The organism is Micromonospora sp. A3M-1-15 (assembly GCF_024213425.1).
GTDB classification, from domain to species: Bacteria; Actinomycetota; Actinomycetes; order Mycobacteriales; family Micromonosporaceae; genus Micromonospora; species Micromonospora chersina.
In genome coordinates, this window is the sequence record NZ_JANAVK010000003.1 from 553,255 (window position 1) to 571,360 (window position 18,106).

The window sequence follows — 18,106 nt, forward strand, 5'->3', positions numbered from 1 at the left end:
TAGGGGCCACAGCGCTGTGTGCGCGGTCGGCGTCAGCGTGATCAGTCGGCGGAGGGCGGGACGCGAACCCTCACCGCTACATCCACCCCGACGACGACTAGCTAGGTGTCACAATCAGCCCTGCTGACGCAGGTCACTGCTCGACAGCGCCTGCAGCCACGGGTCGTCTCCGGTGTCTGGAGGTGTGGCGGGATCAAGCATGCTAAGCGTGGCTTTGCTTGCATCCCATGACCGATATGGGACTCACTCCTCAGCCCTACCGCTGCTCACAGGCCCGGTTAGCCCTAGGCGAGAACGTGATCCTCAGGGACCGTGTACAGGTACAGGACGCTGCCTTCGTCCACGTAGAGGCGCCGCTCCCCGCCGCCGGCCTAGGCGGCAACATAGTGGATTCGGCCAGACCCACCACTCTGACGCCATGCCCCAAGGATGACGCGGTCAAGGATGTGAGGCATGGCAGTCCTCCTTGCGCGGCGAGGTTCGCCTCCTATCCCAAGGGGTCCAGCCAGGCAGTGTCAGCCACTCGCTGCCAGCCGCCGACTGGCTGGCGATCCCTCGCTTGCAGGTTCTAGGCGATGCGTCCGCCGTCGTTCGTGTACGGCTGTGACCTCGGATAGCCGTCCACCAGCGCCTCGGCCTGAACGTCGTCGTCCGGGCCCGTTGCTGTCACGGTTGCTACCAGAAAGTCGGCCTGCGACAGTAAGCGGCCGTCCGGGCCTCCCGATCTCGAACTGACGGCGAAGCGGCGGTCTCATCTGTCATGGCTCAAGGCATGCCAATGGATGTCTTGATTGCCGTCGCAGCCAGCGCGACCCCAATGCTGTTGGCGGTCTGCAGAGCCCACTTCCCAGCCGACCGCAGATGCTCCAAGGCCCTGCCTTGGTCCCCCTCTTGGGCCGCCCTCGAAGCGCGCCCCACCTCTGCGAGTGCGATGTCGTTCTCCTCCGAATCGGGCTGTTTCCGAAGGGCTGCCCGAAGAAGCGCGAGCTCCTGAGCCAGTGCGGTCAGGTCGAGACTTGACCCACCGCCTGCCTGTATCTGGTTGAAGGTGGCGTTCGGCGCGGTCGCGTTGCTGCCGACCGCGCCGGCCTGCTGCACGTAATTGTTGTCGCCCATTCTGGCTCCTGACTGATCAAAGTGGATAATGGTCTGTACTGTCGGTGTACTGGGGAATGACTCTGCGGTTTCTGGCGTCGAACCCCCTTCTGGCAAGTGATCGTCGGCGCTAACTGGAAAATCATCCGTGGTCCGGATTCGGGCAAGTGTCTCGTTGTCGAGTGACGCATCGGTCGATATCGTGCGCACGATGTCGTGTTGGAGACCGGTCAGTTCGCTCGGAATCCGGGGGAACACGAATGCTGCATCAAGGCCCGGTGCGACCGAGCGTCGACCCCACGTTTTAATCCATGCCGCCAGGCTTGGCTCCTCGTCGACGTCCGGCTCGTGGAGCGCAAGAGACGAGTATTTCCTCAACTGTTGGAGGGCGGCATGGTGGTCACCGAGTAGAAAGTACGCGAGGGACCGCAACCAGACGTGCGCCGGGTGAGTCGATCGCAACCCCTTCAATCTCTGCAGTGCATCGGCGGGCCGACCGAGGCACAGATCCGAGAACGCAAGTTGGTAGTTCAAAGGAGTGGCGCTGAGCCCTCCTGCGACCGGCTGGATAATTGAGGCTTTGAGAAAGTCGTGGTCGAGCTGGTGGAGGAGACAGTCAATCAGGTGCTCTAGGTTCTTTCGTTCGAACCTCTTGACCAGGACGTCACGGATTTTTTGCAGTCCTTCGCGGTCGCCTCCGGCGAACGCCAAGAGCGCTGCCTGTTCGATCACCAGGCCCAGGTTCGGGGACGCTCTCTCGAGCCGTGAAGTGTGCGACACCAACAGGTCGATTGCCTCGCGGTATCGCCCCTCTGCGGCCAGCAGGACGGAGGCGAGTTGATAGAGCACCCAGGAACTGGGCGCCGCGTGCGACAACGGCAATGCGTGGTTGAGCAGCCCTATAAGATCCCGAACGGGGGCCTGTCGCTCCATCCAGACCTTGATGCCAGCGAAGTAGACATGCGCCAAGGCCTCGGCCGGCAGGACGCTGTCCGCTTGTCGCAAGGCGGCGACCGTGGCCGAGAATGTCTCCAGCCGGGCGGTCAGCCGTACACGCAGGACCCACACCTGGAAATCGCGCGACTGGCTACTGGCAACGGTCACGTGCCGCAGAGCTAGGAGGAGGTCCTCGTGTCCGCCCAGTGACTCGAGAATCCGGGCGGCGGTGTGACGGGCCTCGGGATAGCCCGACCTCTTGCCTCGCAACGCGGCGATGATGGTACTCGCGGTTTGGCGGGCGACCTTGGGATCCGATGGTATGGGACGTGACTTGCCGAAGTTTGCGAGCAGATAGCTGCCATACCTCGCTGCCAGGTCCTGAAAGGCTTCCTCCTCCCCGGCGAGGACTAGGTGGTAGCGGGCTTCGACGAACTCGCTCCCGCGACTTGCCAGATCACTCTTATCCTTGGCCTTGAAGTGACGCAAGAAGTGGGCGGCAGCTAGGGAGTGGGCCTCTCTGGCTCTGCCCTGGTCGGCCTCCATCCGCTTTCTGGCGAGTTCGCGCGTTACAGGGTTGAGCGTCACCCAACCCGTCGAGTGTTCCAGCAGGAATCGGCCGATGAGATCGGCGTAGGCGCGGCCCACGTCGCCGACCTTGGGGGCGAAGGGCTGAATGCCTTCCTTGACGAATGGCTTCCGGTAAACGGACAGGTACTCGAGCAACAGCAGGCTCGGCGATTCGAGGCGCCCTATGACGCGATCGAGAAACTCCGCTTCGAGCTTGCCGACGAGCGATGGCGAGAACGCCTGATAACGGACGTCCCAGGCCTCTGGCTGCAGTTCGATGAGATCGTCCAATGAGTCACCGTCGACTAGGCAGGAGACTAGCGCACGCAGAGCCCGCGGGTTGCGCCCAACCCACTGAACAACGTCGGACCGCAGATCGGGCGCGATCTCCCCCTCCACCCGCCTACTTACCAGGAGCTGGTCCAACAGCTGCATGGCATCACTCTCATCGGGTGGACCCAGGGTAATGATCGGCAGCTCGATCGTCCTGGCAAAGGGCAGCCGTTGGTCGGTGACGAGCAGGAGTCGAGCTTTGGAATGGCGCGTCGCGAGACGTTTGAGAAGGTTGTAGAAGTCGGCCGGCGGCAACTTGGTCTTCGGGTCCACGAGTTCGTGGAAGTCGTCGATCACGGCGAGGCACTCGGTACGCATCATCGCGTCAAATACTTTGATAAGATTTTCGTCGATCCGCTTCGCCATTAGATCGCTTCCGGAGTGTTCGAACTCGGCGGCGAGCTCGAACAGTACATCTTCGACGCCTAGGCTCTCCGTGGTCCCGTACACATGCGCTGTCGGGAGCGATGTTGATTGGGCGAGCTTTCGAACCAGTGTCGACTTCCCCACTCCGGTGAAGCCCTCTAGAACGGCGACCACTGGACCGTCACGGATCCAGTCGAGCAACAGCGTGCTGGGGGTGGGAGTTCCGCCTACAGTGTCCTTCACCTGTACCGCGCCCTTCGCCGAAACTGGCTCGTGTTGTTGCAGTAACCCGGTGCTGTCGAGCGTACGGCCGGATGGCCTGGTGTGGCTAAGTTGACCATCAGTCTCACCGGCTACGGCCCGCTGTCCGGTTCACTCCTATGTGGCGGTGCGGCTCAGCCATGGCGGTCGGCGGCGCCCGAAGCGGCCGGCAAGTTTGACCGGCGGGGATCCAGAGTGGCACGGACGTGCTAGCGGGACTTTCACCTGATGCGCAATCGCGTACTCCTTCGGTGGGGCGCCCAACCGCTGTCCAGCATCGAGCGCGCGGGCCTGGTCGCGGTCAAGGTCCATGCCGTGAATGTCGGCGATCGCGAGGGCGAAGGTCCCGGTGATCTCGGACTGGAGTTGCTCATCACCAGCTGGCAGGAGTGCGACGGCCCTTTGGGCGCCTGTCTTCCCGGCGTTGAGCGCCACGCCTTTCGCGAGCGCTTTCGCCGCCTCCTTGCAGGCCTTCTTCGCCGCAACCTTGCCGGCCTTCTTCGCCGCAACCTTGCCGGCCTTCTTCGCGTCCTGGGCGCTCACAGTCTTGGCAGCCGTAGCGGCGCCACCGCCCGGGACCAGCGCAATCCCGGCGGCAGCGGCAATCGAGCCGGCAGAGACGATCCCCCCGGCGATGGTGATCGCAGCGACGTGGTGCCGCTCAAGCATCGTGATGACCTCGACGGGAGTCGCGTCGGGGTTGCGCTTCCGCACCCGCTTGACGTACTTGCGGGCGATGGCGTGCCGGGCGCTCACCGCCTTCGCGATCTCACGCTCGGCTTCTTCGTTCGGGAGTTCCGCCTCCAGGGTGATGTTCTCGACGTCAGTCACAGGATCGTCTCTCCCACGGTCAGATACTTCTCAGCGCCAGCTCAGCTGCACGAGTCTATGAGCGGGCTGTGTCGCAGGCGACCCCGAACACCTCATCGCGCTGATAGCCGACAAGCCAGCTTTGCCGCCCGCTGCCGTTGGTGGTCACAGACCGCCTCGCAAGCCCTGCGGCGGCCCGGGCCAGCGCCCGGGCTTTCTCACCGACGCTGGCGCCCGGCCGGCGACGTGCATCTGTCACCGTCGCCGGTCGCCTGTCAGACCCACCCGATCTGACAGGCATCCGCCCAACCCTGGCGGCGCAGCCGTCACGCGGGCTGACATCGCAGGTCAACACCGCTTCTCGGTCAGGACGGGGGCAACGGGCGCTGACAGATCGGGCCGCTACCGTCTCGGCCAACACCACCCCACATTTCGCAGCATCCCGGTCCGGTCCCATCTCAGGGATCCCCGCCGCACCCCTGCGGTGTGCGATGCCCACCCGCTTCGGCCGGTCGGCACACAACCCGCGCGGCGACCCCTCGAGGACGACCGGCCACTCGCACCACTGTCTTCCCGCCCACCTGAAGCCGACCCGCGCGCCCCGTGGGCCGGTCACTCCTGCGCGCCCACGCGCAAGCGCATCGAAGGAGGATCACCCATGTCCCCTGTCAACGGCACTCCCCTGACCCGCCACGGCAGCCGCGTGCCCGCAGTCCCCGCACGACCGACCGCCGCGAAGGCCGCTCCATCCTCAGGGCCCCGACCGGCCGCCACCCGGGCGGCCACCACCGCGTCGCGGCCGACCGTGACACCGGCCCCGAGCATCGCCACGATGGTGATCTGTCTGCCCGAGGAGCTGCCCGCCGCGGCGCTCACGAGCCACCACCTCGACACACACTTCGGCGTCACCGGCACCCTCACGGCCCTGTTCTGGGCGACGCCGCGACTGCGGCTCTGGCAGCACCACCTCATGATCGGGCTGCGCAAGGGCCACCCTGCGCCGTGCGCGGGCGGACCAGTGCGACGGCTCGACCTGGCCGGTATGCGCCAGGCCGCCGCCGTGGGCGCCGGCATCCGCCACCAGGTCTGGCAGCGGGTGGTGCATGGCACGAGAGCGGCCACCCCTTGGCCGACGTTCGAAGCTCGCTACCTCGCCGACCCCGACCGCTACCCCCTCGGGTCCGCGGTCGCGGATTTCCACGCCCAGCCCCGCGTACAGGCCATGCGTCTGCACGCCGCCACCGTCGGTCCCGGGCAACCCTCCGTCGGGGAGCTGGAGATGTACCAGGCCGGTGAGGTCGCCTACCAGCACTACCGGGCCGCGAGTGCCGTCGCCGGCGATGCGATGCTCACCGTCGATGGCCGCAAGCTCGCCCCGGCCAGCGATGCCCTCGCTCACCGCATCACCTACCTGGAGCAGGCCCTGGCCCACCTCGATTCCCTCGATCCAGATCAACGGTTGCTCGCCGTCGCTCTCTAGTACGAGACAGGCCGCCGACCTCACTGTCACGGAGGGACCCCACCGCCGCCCACTATGTGACGCTGCCGCTGTCGGCCGCATCGGCTATCGAGCTGCGGACCGCTGCCGCTCCCCCGGGCCAGCTGAGTCCAACCGATCTCGCATCACCTCCGGCCTTCCTCCGCCCCGGCTGGCGCGTCATCCGCCGCCAGGGGCGGTGGCCGCGCGCCGGCCGGCGGGCCGCGGGGAGGCGGCCGCCGCATCGCCAGCGCCCCGGGCCCGGGGCCCCCTCTGAGCCGAGGCCGGCGACAGGCCGCTGTTTCCTCTTCCACCTGCCAATCGAGAGCTGCACCGTCACGACACACCGACTGTGCACCGCATCGAGACGCGTGCCTCGCTCGCAAGACCCACCTCGCCTGCCCAGCCGCTCACTCCACCAGCTCGCGGCTTGCCACTTCCGGGAGGCGGAGCGGCTCTTCGGGAGCCGGGAGACAACCGGCCAGCAAGAAGGCAGCGAGCGCGTCGCCGCTACCAAGCGCCGACATGGGCGAAGGGCTCGTGCGTGACGGCCATTGCCGGATCAGTGCGGACGCGGCGCACTGAATTCCATGTCAGTAAGGCCTCGTCCCGGTAGTCAGGAGCGGGCTGCGAGGTCGTCGCGCTCCTCGGGGGTCATCTCTTGGAATGCGGTCCAGAAGGTATGGAAGGGCGCAGTCAGCTCGGTTCCGTAGGTGTTGCTGGCAGCTGCCTGGCGGAGGGTGAGTTGGCCTTCTTGGACTGCGGTGGCCATCTCGCGCAGCAGCGGGTTGTTGCTGCAGGCGAGTTGGTCCAGAACCTGGCGCAGGGCTTGGCCGCGCTTCTCATCGCCGCCGGTGATGTCGTCCAGGTCGTCCACGCCGTTCACGCAGTGGCCCCGGCGAGGGGGTGGTCGTAGCGACCGCCGTCCGGAAGTGCGGGGAGCGCGACGGTGTCGAGGTCGCTGAGCTCGCGGGTGAGGGCGGCCCGGAAGACGAGGACGGCGGCGGAGATCTGTTGGCAGAGCTTGGTCGCTTCGCCCCAGAGCCGGAACATGTTCGCGACTTCGGCGGCGGCGACGCCGTAGCCGACGAGCGCGCCGACGCCGGTTTCGGAGGTGACGGTGCCGGCAGCGGCGGCGATGCCGGCGATGATGGCAGCGTCGATGAGGCTTTTGACGACACCGCCGAGGGCTTCACCGGCGGACCAGAGAGCGTCGGCCATCTCCCGGTATGCCCTGCTGATGGCGGACATGGGGGTGTGGAGGTCGGCGGTGGCGTTGGCCGTGGTCGTGAAGTAGCGGAAGGCGCCGTCGCCGGCGGCGCCGTGCCAGAGGGGCCGCAGGGTGGTGGTGCCGGACTGGACGTTGTAGGCCAGGTTGTGCAGGGCGCCGCCGATGTTGTCGACGACGGGCGCCATGTTGGCCAGGGCTTCCCAGTCCCCGGAGACCTGGCTTTGGATCCTGCCGATGGGGTCGAAGCCGAACACGTGGTTGAAGACCTCGTTGAGCCAGTTCGCGGGGCTGATGTAGTCCATCCAGCCCAGCGGGTTCGCGGGCTTGTCCGGGTCGCCCGGAGTGTCGAGGTGGCCGCGTACGTCCCGGACGTCGACGAAGTTCGCCGGAGCGCAGGGGTTGTTCGCCAGCTCCAGTTCCAAGGCGGTGATGCAGCGGTCGGCCGCCGGCGGCAGGGTGCGGTCGAGGCGCTCGGCGTTGGCCAGGTCGGTGCTGCGGTAGTAGCCGGCGGCGGCCCGCAGTTCGGGGGCGGAGTTCTCTAGCAGGCAGGCGAGCCGGTTCAGGGTGCCGTTGATGACCTGCACTGCGTGCTCGTGCGCCTCCTTGGCGATCTTGATCTGCTCGCCTCCGGTCGCGACGTCGGCGTGGCGGTTGAGGTAGGCGCGGATCTCCCACACGTCTGCGGCGGCGCGGTCGACCTGGCGGGCGAAGCCGACCAACGCCTCCGGCTCGACCGACAGCGTCATCTGCGCCGCCCTAGTCGGTGAGGAACATGCCGGCCACGCCCACCACGGCCAGGACGACGGCGGCGGCGAGCACGTAGAGCCGCGGACGCGGCTCCCGGACGAAGTAGGTGGCCAAGCCGAACGCGCCGCTGAGGATCGACACGGCGTACCACGGGAAGCTCGCCGGGGTGGCCTGCCCGATGAACAGCATCCAGGTGGCGACGACCGCGACGAAGATGGTGGCGTAGGCGATCGTCTGCCGCAGGTTCCGGTAGGCGGTGTGCTGCAACCGGCCGACGGACTCCCGGTAGTCCTTCACCGCCGCAGTCCGTTCCTCGTCGCTGACCTGCCGCCGCTTGTTGCGGCTTCCAGAGCCCCGGCCCCCACTCATGCCGCAGAAGATACCAACGACAGTCACGCCGCCGCTGCCCTGAGTAACGCCGGTGGGCAATCTCGACCACGAGCCGCCGGCCGACCCACACGCGCTTGCGCTGGTGCGGGCTCGGCGGTAGTCCCCGCTGACTGCGAGCGCCATGCGCGCAAGAACCATCGTCGCCTTCCGCCAGCTGGCGGCCTCGGCACCTTCCACCGCCAGCGCCTCGCCTTTCGCCGGATCCCCCCAAACGACGTCCGGCTGCGCCGAACCAGGCCCTCTGGCCTATCCCGAGATGCGGTCCATGCACTTGATCACCGCCGCCTTCCAAGCGTGGATCAGCGCGCGGACCTCGACCCGAATCGAACGATGAAAGGACAACTGGCATGACCGAAACACACACGGAAAGCCCTCCCGCGCACAGCGCGTTCAAGGTCCTCGCGGCGCTGGCGGAACTCGGCCAAGCCACCGCCGCCGAAGTCGCCGAGCACGCCGGACTTGGCTACTCCACCACCACTCCGAAGCTGCGCGCCTGGGAAGGCTCCGGGCAGGCTGAGCGGTTCCGCACCGGCGACGGCCGCACCCTGTGGCGGCTCACCGACGCCGGCCGCGCCGCCACCGCCGCCAGCCCGCAGCCAGCTCCGACCGACGCACCCGCACCGGCCGCCGAACCCGAGACCAGCGACCCTCCCGCCGCCCAGCTTGAGGCCGCCGAGGCGCAGCTCCAGCCCGGTGACGCCGACCCGCCGGCCGCAGCCGACACCACCGGACCGTCCAGCAGCGACACTGCCTCCCAGCAGCAGCCCGAGCTGGACGCACCGCACGCCGGGGAGTCCACCGCCGGCAACGTTGCGGACAAGCCCACCGACCCGGCGTGCCAGGCGCCGGCAGGCAGTCACGACAGCGGCGACGGGCCGCGCGGCGAGGGCCGTTCGGCGGCGGCGCGCCGTAGGGGCGGGTCGTTGCGCGGGGCGGTCCTGGACATCCTCGAAGCGCACCCCGATCGGGCCTACAGGACCGGCGAGCTGTGCAAGCTCATCGACGCCGCGAACGCCGGCACGGGCGCGGCCAAGGCCAGCGCCGGTGCGGTCGCCAACGCGGCCATCAAGCTCGTCGCCTCCGGCAAGGCGGTGCAGACCGTCGAGCGCCCCGCCACCTTCCAGCTCGCCCCCGCCAACGGCGGCGAGTAGTCCACCTGTCCGGCAGCCCGAGGGCGGGCGTCGAAGTTGGCGCCTCCCGCCCGCCCCCGGTGCTCCTTCACGTACAAGGAGCGTCCCGAGTGTCTCCCACCCTGAACACGATCGCTACCGCCACCGGCGGCATCCTCGCCGGCCTCGCCTTCGCCGGAGCCCTGCTCTGGCGGCAGCAGCAAGCCCTGCAGACGGCCCGCTACCAGGCCACCCACGATGACATCACCGACCTGCCCAACCGGCGGCTGTTCCTCACCCGGCTGCGTGCCGCGCTCGCCGACCGCACCCCAGTCGGAGTCGTCCTGCTCGACCTGGACCGGTTCAAGACTGTCAACGACACCCTCGGCCACGACGCCGGCAACGATCTGCTCGAGCGGATCGCACGACTCCTGGCCGGCCTGCCGGCACCGGTGCAGGTCGCGGCCCGGCTCTCCGGCGACGAGTTCGCCCTGCTCGTCTCCGGCGACCGGGACGACACGGCCGCCGTGGCCCATGCCGCCTGGCAGGTCATCGCCGCCGCCCCGATCCGCGTGGTCAACGGCAACCTCCGGGTGGCCGCCTCGGTCGGCCACACCCACAGCGGCAACCGGCACACCAGCCCCCGACAGCTGCTCGCCGAAGCCGACACGGCCATGTATCAGGCCAAGCGCTCCGGTGGCGGAGTGTGCGAGCACCATCCCCGCACCGCCCCAGATGGCCGGCGGAGCCGCGACCGCCACTACCGCTGACCACCGGGCGCCCGGCCCGCACATCGCTGGCAGAAATGGGCACCGGGCGCCGCGCCCACCGATGCCGGACCGCTGCGGTCGGCTGCCCCGGGTCTGCGCCGGCCGCGCCGCCCACCAGTCCCCCGCCCACAAGTCGGCCCGTTCCTGATGCCGAGGACCCCGCAGCCGCTGGCTGCGGGGTCCTCCCCTTTTCCTGCCCCCATGACAAGGAGATCCCTGTGTTGTCCTTCGCCGCTGTCCACACCCTCGCCGGATGCCTGCTGGCCGTCAACGCCGACGCCGACGCGCTGGACTGGGGCCGGCCCGTGACGCTGCTGCTCATCCACGACCGCCCCCTGATCACCGACGGGCCGACGGTACGCCAGATGCGCAGCGTGGAGTTCCCGCTGCACCGCGACGACCTGCTCACCGACCCGGCCGGGCTGCCCGCACTGCTGCACCGCCTCGCCGCCAGCCTCGACGAGCCGGGGGCGGCGGCACCCTACCCGGCCACCCTCGACGCCATCGTCCGGCTGATCCGCGCGACGCAGCCCGACGTGCGGCTGCTGGCCTGGGCCGCCTGCTACGACGACATCCTCACCCACGACGGCCAGCCGAGTCAGGTCCGCCGCATCGACGCCGTCGACACCGATGGCCGCGTCTACCAACTCACCCACTACCTGGGTGAGGACCACCCGGCGCTGGTCGTCGACGACATCCCCGACCCGGACGACACCCCTGCCACCCAGCCCGGACTCGCCGCGCTGATCGCCGCCACCGCCCGCCACCCCCACTGGAACACGTCGGGGGGCACGGCATGACCGGGCAGCTGCCGCCTGACACCGACCCCGACGAGCCGATCTTCGCCGTGTGCGGGCCCGACGGCGCGTCCATCCGGTGCCGGGTCTGCGGCGCGGTCGACCAGGTCGTCTCCGACGAGGTGCCGTCCATGGCCGGCTACGGCGAGGACACCTACACCCGCTGCACCCGCTGCGGATCCGTCGAGACCACCGACCCGATCTTCGGCTGGCGCCCCCGGCCCGCCACCTGGCCGCCCCGCCCTGACCACGACGAGCCCTGACCGGACGGCGCCACCAGCTTCACCCATTCCACGCGCCCGGCATGGCCATACCGGCGGACGTCGCCACGCGCGAGCAGTGCTCGCGCCAGCCGCGGCAGGCCTGTCCGGGCCTCCCCCACCACCCGAATGCGCCCGCCCGCCGCAATGCGGGCAGGCGCACCCCATGTCATTCGCCTCTCGCTGAAGGAGTCCTGTCCCGTGAGCAGCCACTGCTACGTCGGCGTCACCGAACCCGACCGCCCGCGCCTCGCGCACGCCCGATTTGTGCTCTGCGACGGCCACCCGAGCGTCATCCTGCCCAGCCTGGCCGCGATCTGGGCCGGGCATGCCCACTACGACACTCGCGCGTTGATCACCGCGATCCTTGCCTGCGACTGGGAGTACCTCGACCCGGACATCACCGCCGCTACCCACTCCGGGTTCGCCGGCCAGCACACGGTGCCGGGCGTTGGCATGACCCTGGCCCTCACCTGTGCCGACGGGACGGTGGACGTGCTGGAACCGCTCACCGTGTTCCCGTTGAGTCACGCCCAGCACCTCGACGTCGCATGGATCTACCTGCTCGACCCGGACACCGCCACTGTCGCCGTGCACACCGACGACGGCAGCCTCATCGCCTGCTACCCCCTGTCCGGGTGTCTGCCCGGGCCCGCCGCCGCGAACCGGTGCATGGCAGAGCCTGGACGCACGGCAGCGACGGCGGGAGCGGCGCGGTGAACGCCCGCGCCCTCGCCGCCCTCGCCGGTGGGGTGGTCGCGGTGGTGGTGCTGTGCGCGGGCGGGATCGGCGCGCTGTTCACCGACGGCGGCACCGCCTCGGCTGCCTGCTACGGCGCCATCAGCGCCGGGTCCACCATCGCCGTGTCTCCGCCCGCGGCCGGCGCCGCCGGGTGGAGCAGCGACCAGGTGGCCAACGCCTCCGTGATCGTCGCCGTCGGCGCGCAGCTGACGGTTCCGCCTCGGGGCTGGGTCATCGCGCTGGCCACCGCCATGCAGGAGTCGACCCTGCGCAACCTGCCCGTCGGCGACCGCGACTCGGTGGGGCTGTTCCAGCAGCGCCCGTCGCAGGGCTGGGGCACACCTTCCCAACTGCGGGAGCCGCGCTACGCGGCCGGGAGGTTCTATCACGCGCTGCTGGCCGTGGACGGCTGGCAGGCCATGGCGCTGACCGACGCCGCCCAGGCGGTGCAGCGATCCGCCTACCCCAACGCCTACGCCCCCTGGGAGGACGACGCGATCGCCCTAGTCCGCGTCCTGACCGGCGGCACCCCCGCCGAGCCTGTCGCCGCCGATCTGGAGCAGGCCATGAGCAATCCGCTGTGCCTGTTCGACGGCGGCGACGGCCAACCCGGCAGCGAGCAGGTGCCGCTACCGGCAGGGTTCGCGCTGCCGCCGGGCACCCCGGCGCAGGTGGTGACGGCGGTCGGCTGGGCCCTGGCCCAGCTCGGCACCCCCTACACCTTCGGCGGGGACTGCACCGCACCTCACTCCGGTGTTCCCGCCCGACAATGCGACTGTTCGTCCCTGGTGCAGCAGGCGTATCGGGCGGCTGGCGTTGGCCTGCCGCGGACCACGAGCGAGCAGGTCGACGCGGGCCAGCCTGTCATCGATTACCGGGACATGCGGCCCGGGGACCTGCTGTTCATCCCCGGCAGCCGCGGCAGTGCGGCCCGTCCCGGCCACGTCGGCATGTATCTCGGTCAAGGGCTGATCGTGCAGGCCCCGCACAGCGGCGACGTCGTCAAGATCAGCCGCTTGGCCGCGTGGATCGAGCAGCTGGCCGCGGTGCGCCGCGTCGCGCCCAGTGGGCTCGCTCGCCCAGCCGGGGACCGGACACCCGCCTCGCGCTCTGACGACCAACTTCCAGAACCACGCGGACGGGCCACGCTAAGCGATAGCCACCCATACGTGGCCTAACCCGCGACGCGACCATCCGGCCACCGATCCGACGGGCACCGTCACAACACCTTGCAATGACGACGGTTCTCAGCCATCTGTCAGGCGCGAAAGCACGAGGTCGTGCAACAGGCCGTTGGTCACAACCGCAGTTCCACGGGCAGGGTCCGCACAGCCGTCGATGTCGCTGAACCTGCCGCCGGCCTCTTCCACGATGATCTGGCTCGGCGCCAAGTCCCAGACATACCCGGTGGGGTCGAGGGCGACATCTAACTTCCCTTCCGCCACTGCCATTTGCGCCAGGAAGCCACCTGATCCGAAAGTCCACCGCGCTTCCGAAACCAGCCCTACCAGGGGATCCAGCAGCTGGCGGCCGCTCCACACCTCCAACTGGGCAAAGCTCAGGTGAGCATCGGCCAAAGCATCCACACCTGACACACGGACAGGTCGGCCGTCGGCGAAAGCCCCACCACCGCGGGAAGCCCACCACCTGCGCTTCAGCGATGGCGCAGAAACCACACCAACGACGGGCCGAGCGTCTTCCAGCAGCGCGATCAATGTTCCGTAGTGCGGCATACCCCGAGCGAAGTTGTTTGTGTGGTCGATCGGATCGATCGTCCAGCAACGACCCTCTTGGATCTGCTCGCCATGCAGCTCCTCCGCGGCGATCGCGTCTCCCGGCCGGCGCTCGGCCAACACCGCGGCGAGTTCCCGTTCCGTCTTCAGATCAGCTTCCGTCACCAAGCTGCGATCGGCCTTGACCGTGACGGCTGCGCCCGTGTGGAAGAACCGGGTATTGATCCGGTCGGCGCGCTCGGCAAGCTCCAACGCCAAGCTCAGGTCCTGCTCATTTCGGGCACGCACGGCCCGACCCTATCCCGGCCGCCCGAGGGCGAACCGACAGGCACATGCCTGCAGAACGCCGAACGGGTTTGGTTCGCACACAAGCGCTCTGCGAGTTGCTTCAACCCCCAACCGCCCGCGAGTCCGGGCGGTTCCGCCGTGGCGTGTCCCGGTCGTTCCCGGAGCGCCACCACTTCTGACCAGCACAAACGAAAGGGACATCGATGAACGACTCACCAACAGCGTCCATGGCGACCGTGAGCTACCAACCGGGCGAGCGCGTCGCGCTCGAGCACACCAGCGACCCGCACACCCGGCTGCGGCCGGGCGACGAGGGCACGGTGCGCCGCTACGACCCGCGCCAGCAGGTGCTGGACGTGCGGTGGGACAGCGGCTCCCGGCTGGCGATGCTGCTTGGCGCGGGTGACCGCGTGCGTCGCCTCCCTGACGCCGGCTGGGAGCGGGTGCTCAAAGCCCTGCACGAGGTCGGACAGGCCGCCGGGCGGGGCGCCGCCGCATGGTGGGCGCAGGACACCATCGGCGGGCGGGCCAGCGGCGACGTAGTCGCGGCCGCGCGGGAGATCCTCACCGCCATCGAAGCGGGTCGGGACATTGGCGGGCTGCCGGCCGCCGACCGATACACGCTGGCCGACGACGCCGGCCGGTACGCCGAGCACGCCCCGTTTGGCGCGCCGGCATGGGAGCGGCTCACCGCGCAGCGGTGTGACCAGGCGCGGTGGGCGTGGTGCGACGGGTACGACGCCGCCGCCGAAGCCGAGGCGGCCCGGCAGTGCCGCGTGGTGCTGCACCCCGACGGCGACGACCGGGACCTCAGCCATGTGTACCCGGACCGGGTGCGTCTGGGCGGGCCGGGCGTGTTCGCCGGCGACTGGGCGTGGACGCCCAACGAGCACGGGCAGCTGCGCATCCCGGTCGGGTTCGCCGGGACCCTGGTCGACACGTGGAACGGGTGGGCGGTGTTCACCTGCACCCGGCGGGTGGCGGAGGCGATCGTCGCCGACCAGCACGATGCCCGCGACCGCTACCGGCAGCAGCTCGCCGCCGACGGGATCGTCGGCGAGCGCCTGGAGCAGATGGTCGACGAGTCCTTGGCCCGCCTGCGCTTTGACGACGACGTCATCGTGGCCGACGAGAGCCGGGTGCACGACGACCCGGACGCCGTCGACCGCATCACGCCAGACGTGGACGGCCAGTACACCGTGATGGGCCGCGCCTGGACCTGGATCGCGGTACACCCCTACGACTGCGACCGGATCGCCGGCGACCTCCCTGGCCCGCCTGCGACGGCGGCTACCTGACCCGGTCTCCCCAGCTCATTCCCGGGTGAGCTCGTCCAGAGGCAGCCGGTACCAGTGCTCGGCGGTGATCAGGTGCAGCACCGGGCCGCGACCTATCACCGTGGCCTGCGGTGGGAGCGGGGCTCCGCCGGGCAGCACCAGCCGGTACTCACCGACGACTCGCATCGCCTGGTCCGCCAGCTCACCCACAACGAGGCGGTCCTGCTGCGGTGCGTACCCGCCGAGCAGTCCAACCCGGTTGCCGCTGACCGCCAGGGCCTTCGCCCCGGAGATGTGATTGCGCCAGCCGGCGACCGAGTCATGACGAATCTGCACGATGGGATAGTCGGTGTAGTAGCAGGTCCAGACCGATTCGTCGCTGACGTTGAGCGCGTAGCAGTCGCTGATGGCGCCCCACTGGTTGTCCACGTGGGACGGGAATCGCCACGTCGGCTCGAGCTGTGGTGAGAACCGCACCAGGCCGCTGCTGCCCACCGGCGGCGCCGAGTTTGCATCGCCCCAGCCGTAGTTTCCGTAGACGCCTTCGTCGAAGTAGCCCACCCATACCTCTCCGGAGGTGGTGGTGAAGACGTGTTCGATGCCGTCACCGAGCGTCGCTTGCGCCTCGATGCGTCCGTCGCTGCCGTAGATCACGGCGTTGCGGTCCGGGCCGTCCTTGCGCCACCGGCAGCGGGCTCCGACCACCAGTACCCGTCCCTCGGGCAGGGGCTGGACTGAGGGGTGGGCCAGCGTCAACCCGGGCAACTCGGTGACGTCGACGAGGTCCCCTGCCTGCCTGGTCATTCGGGCGGTCACGGGTCGGGCCGCCGTTGGGTCGGGGAACGTCGCCCAGCCGGGTTGGGTGGTGACCGACCGCAGCGCCGCCTCGTCCTCGGATGTCGACCACAGCGCTACCAGCTCACCGGCAGGCCCGATGGAGGCCGACACGAGCGCGTCACGCGGGTCAGCCCGCAGGACCGGCCAACCCTCGCCCAGCTCCCACTTCGGCAGCGCCCGGCTCGTCTGCTTCCTCTTGCGCCATCGACCCTTCCCGCTCATCACCCGGGTACCTCATCACCTCACCACACCCCTACGCCAGCCGATTCGATCTGCGGCAGACGCCCCCGCGGCGGCGGCATACCGAGACGCGCTCGCCACCACGCAAGCGTTCCGTGGCTTCCAGCCGGCCGGACGACATGAAGCGACACGACCTACAACGAGGAGCATCAACATGTTCGATGACCCTGCCGACGAGTTCGGCGAGTACGCCCACGAGGAGATACTCCAAGCCCTCGTCCGGAGCCTGCTGACCAGCGCCGACCTGGATCAGCTCTGCGACGAGGCCGACCTGCCCCAGCTCACCCACGACGACGACACCCCGGTGACCGTCACTTCCGCCCGCGTCTACCGCGACGCCGGCGTCATGACCCTCGACCGCGGCGTGTGGCTGGAGCTGTCCGACGGCAGCGTTTTCGGCCTGACCGTGACCATCGCCCGCCGCCCCCACCACGAGGTCACCCTCCGCCGCAGGTAGGCCCTCACCGCCGGATCGACTTGATCGATCCGGGATTGGGTGCGTTCCTTGTCGTCGCCCACCGCCGGTGGCGGCGACACCACCCCCGGCAGTCCTTCCTGGGTTGCCCTTTGAGCACCTCACGGAGTTGCTGATCGGCCCCTGCCAGGGGGCTGTTCCAGTACCTGCCCGTCTCCCCCGCGCGGATACCGCACCAGCTGCCCGCGCACCCGGCGACGGGTGCGCGGGCCCCTATGACAGGAGAACCCGCATGGACCCTGCAACCCCACCTCACCCGAGCGACCCCACCCCGCAGACAGCCGACGGCCGACGGCCCGGCTACCTCTACCGGCAGGTCGCCGCCCACCTCGCCGCGCACCCCGATCAGGTGTTCAAGGTCGGGGAACTCACCGCGGCGATCGCCGCCCCGTCCACGGGAGCGGTGTTCGAAGCGTTGAAGAAGATGGCGGCGGCCGGATACGCCACCCACACCACAGGCCCGCACCGCTTCCAGATCACGCAGGCCGGTGTCGACGCCGCCGGGACGATGCCACCGCCCGCCCCGCGTACACCCCGCCAAGGACGTCGCGGGGCGGGTCGGCGGCAGCCGGTCACACGCCCCAACGGGGACCTCTACTTCCCGCGCAAGCTCGCGGGGGCGACCGATGTGGACGTACTGCGCCGGCTACGCGAAAAGCGTATACCGGTGCTGCTCTACGGCCCGCCCGGCACCGGCAAGACCGCCCTCGTCGAGGCCGCCTTCCCCGACCTGCTCACCGTCGCCGGCACCGGCGACACCGTCGTGGAGGACTTCCTCGGCAACTTCATCCCCCTGCCCGACGGCGGCTTCGAGTTCGTCTACGGGCCCCTCGTCACCGCCATGCGGCAGGGGCGGGCGTTGCTGGTCGACGACGCCACCCTCATCCCGCCGAAAGTCCTCGCCGTGCTCTACCCCGCGATGGACGGACGGCGGGTCATCACCATCCCCGGCTACCGCAACGAACGCGTCGACGCCGCCGACGGCTTCTACGTCATCGCCGGCCATAACCCGGGCGTGCACGGCGCGATCCTCACCGACGCGCTCGCCTCCCGGTTCGACGTGCACATCGAGGTCACCACCGACTGGTCCCTCGCCCGCCACCTCGGCGTCCCCTCCCCCGCCGTGGCCGCCGCCGTCGCCCTCAACGGTGACCTGGCCGCCGGGCGGATCAGCTGGGCGCCGCAGCTACGCGAGCTGCTCGGCTTCGCCCGCGTCCGCAAAACCCTCGGCCTGCCCGCCGCAGCCGCCAATCTCGCCGGCCGCGCACCTGAGGAGGACCGGGAGCAGGTCCTCGCCGCGCTGCGGCAGCACTTCGGCACCGAGATCACCCCGCTGACCCTCGGCAAGCAGCGCTAACCCCTG

The 18,106-nt window shown here is 69.5% G+C and carries 17 protein-coding genes; 10 read left to right on the forward strand and 7 right to left on the reverse strand.

Going from position 1 to position 18,106, the window contains the following annotated elements; translation table 11 throughout:
* Positions 1-765: 765 nt before the first annotated feature.
* On the reverse strand, positions 766-3,543 hold the full coding sequence (locus NLX85_RS17845) for an AAA family ATPase (protein ID WP_254336516.1): 2,778 nt from the start codon (positions 3,541-3,543) through the stop codon (positions 766-768).
* Positions 3,544-3,678: 135 nt separating this feature from the next.
* Positions 3,679-4,392, reverse strand: a complete 714-nt coding sequence (locus tag NLX85_RS17850) for a hypothetical protein (RefSeq protein WP_254336518.1) — start codon at positions 4,390-4,392, stop codon at positions 3,679-3,681.
* Positions 4,393-5,203: 811 nt separating this feature from the next.
* Here NLX85_RS17850 and NLX85_RS17855 point away from each other — a divergent pair.
* On the forward strand, positions 5,204-5,851 hold the full coding sequence (locus NLX85_RS17855; RefSeq protein ID WP_254336520.1) for a hypothetical protein: 648 nt from the start codon (positions 5,204-5,206) through the stop codon (positions 5,849-5,851).
* 613 nt (positions 5,852-6,464) lie between these two features.
* On the opposite strand, the gene NLX85_RS17860 is transcribed toward NLX85_RS17855, so the two are convergent.
* The 3 genes from NLX85_RS17860 to NLX85_RS17870 are packed head-to-tail and all read right to left on the reverse strand — an operon-like array spanning position 6,465 to position 8,195.
* Complete coding sequence (locus NLX85_RS17860; protein WP_254336522.1) at positions 6,465-6,725, reverse strand: hypothetical protein; 261 nt, start codon at positions 6,723-6,725, stop codon at positions 6,465-6,467.
* A 5-nt stretch (positions 6,726-6,730) separates the two neighbouring features.
* Positions 6,731-7,825 (reverse strand): WXG100 family type VII secretion target, encoded by a 1,095-nt coding sequence (locus NLX85_RS17865; RefSeq protein WP_254336524.1) that lies wholly within the window; start codon positions 7,823-7,825, stop codon positions 6,731-6,733.
* A 10-nt stretch (positions 7,826-7,835) separates the two neighbouring features.
* Positions 7,836-8,195: a hypothetical protein gene (locus tag NLX85_RS17870; RefSeq protein WP_254336526.1), complete on the reverse strand. Its 360-nt coding sequence runs from the start codon at positions 8,193-8,195 to the stop codon at positions 7,836-7,838.
* Between the two features lie 368 nt (positions 8,196-8,563).
* Between NLX85_RS17870 and NLX85_RS17875 the strand changes: the two genes are divergently transcribed.
* The 6 genes from NLX85_RS17875 (at position 8,564) to NLX85_RS17900 (ending at position 13,071) form a co-directional block, all read left to right on the forward strand.
* Entirely contained in the window at positions 8,564-9,367 is an 804-nt protein-coding gene (locus NLX85_RS17875) for a MarR family winged helix-turn-helix transcriptional regulator (RefSeq protein ID WP_254336528.1), read from the forward strand.
* An 89-nt stretch (positions 9,368-9,456) separates the two neighbouring features.
* Entirely contained in the window at positions 9,457-10,095 is a 639-nt protein-coding gene (locus tag NLX85_RS17880) for a diguanylate cyclase domain-containing protein (protein ID WP_254336530.1), read from the forward strand.
* Positions 10,096-10,313: 218 nt separating this feature from the next.
* On the forward strand, positions 10,314-10,895 hold the full coding sequence (locus tag NLX85_RS17885; RefSeq protein ID WP_254336532.1) for a hypothetical protein: 582 nt from the start codon (positions 10,314-10,316) through the stop codon (positions 10,893-10,895).
* Entirely contained in the window at positions 10,892-11,155 is a 264-nt protein-coding gene (locus NLX85_RS17890) for a hypothetical protein (protein ID WP_254336534.1), read from the forward strand. Before NLX85_RS17885 ends, NLX85_RS17890 begins: the two co-directional genes overlap by 4 nt.
* A 198-nt stretch (positions 11,156-11,353) precedes the next feature.
* Positions 11,354-11,872 (forward strand): hypothetical protein, encoded by a 519-nt coding sequence (locus tag NLX85_RS17895; protein WP_254336536.1) that lies wholly within the window; start codon positions 11,354-11,356, stop codon positions 11,870-11,872.
* Complete coding sequence (locus NLX85_RS17900; protein WP_254336538.1) at positions 11,869-13,071, forward strand: C40 family peptidase; 1,203 nt, start codon at positions 11,869-11,871, stop codon at positions 13,069-13,071. The genes NLX85_RS17895 and NLX85_RS17900 overlap by 4 nt, the downstream gene beginning before the upstream one ends.
* A 69-nt stretch (positions 13,072-13,140) precedes the next feature.
* On the opposite strand, the gene NLX85_RS17905 is transcribed toward NLX85_RS17900, so the two are convergent.
* On the reverse strand, positions 13,141-13,914 hold the full coding sequence (locus NLX85_RS17905; protein ID WP_254336540.1) for an inositol monophosphatase family protein: 774 nt from the start codon (positions 13,912-13,914) through the stop codon (positions 13,141-13,143).
* Between the two features lie 227 nt (positions 13,915-14,141).
* Between NLX85_RS17905 and NLX85_RS17910 the strand changes: the two genes are divergently transcribed.
* Positions 14,142-15,212, forward strand: coding sequence for a DUF4314 domain-containing protein (locus NLX85_RS17910; protein ID WP_254336543.1), 1,071 nt, complete (start codon positions 14,142-14,144; stop codon positions 15,210-15,212).
* A gap of 15 nt (positions 15,213-15,227) precedes the next feature.
* On the opposite strand, the gene NLX85_RS17915 is transcribed toward NLX85_RS17910, so the two are convergent.
* Entirely contained in the window at positions 15,228-16,253 is a 1,026-nt protein-coding gene (locus NLX85_RS17915) for a hypothetical protein (protein WP_254336545.1), read from the reverse strand.
* A gap of 169 nt (positions 16,254-16,422) precedes the next feature.
* On the opposite strand from NLX85_RS17915, the gene NLX85_RS17920 reads away from it, so the two are divergent.
* Together NLX85_RS17920 and NLX85_RS17925 are read left to right on the forward strand one after the other, a co-directional pair.
* Positions 16,423-16,725, forward strand: a complete 303-nt coding sequence (locus tag NLX85_RS17920; RefSeq protein ID WP_254336547.1) for a hypothetical protein — start codon at positions 16,423-16,425, stop codon at positions 16,723-16,725.
* A 250-nt stretch (positions 16,726-16,975) separates the two neighbouring features.
* On the forward strand, positions 16,976-18,100 hold the full coding sequence (locus tag NLX85_RS17925) for an AAA family ATPase (protein WP_254336549.1): 1,125 nt from the start codon (positions 16,976-16,978) through the stop codon (positions 18,098-18,100).
* The last annotated feature ends 6 nt before the right edge of the window (positions 18,101-18,106 follow it).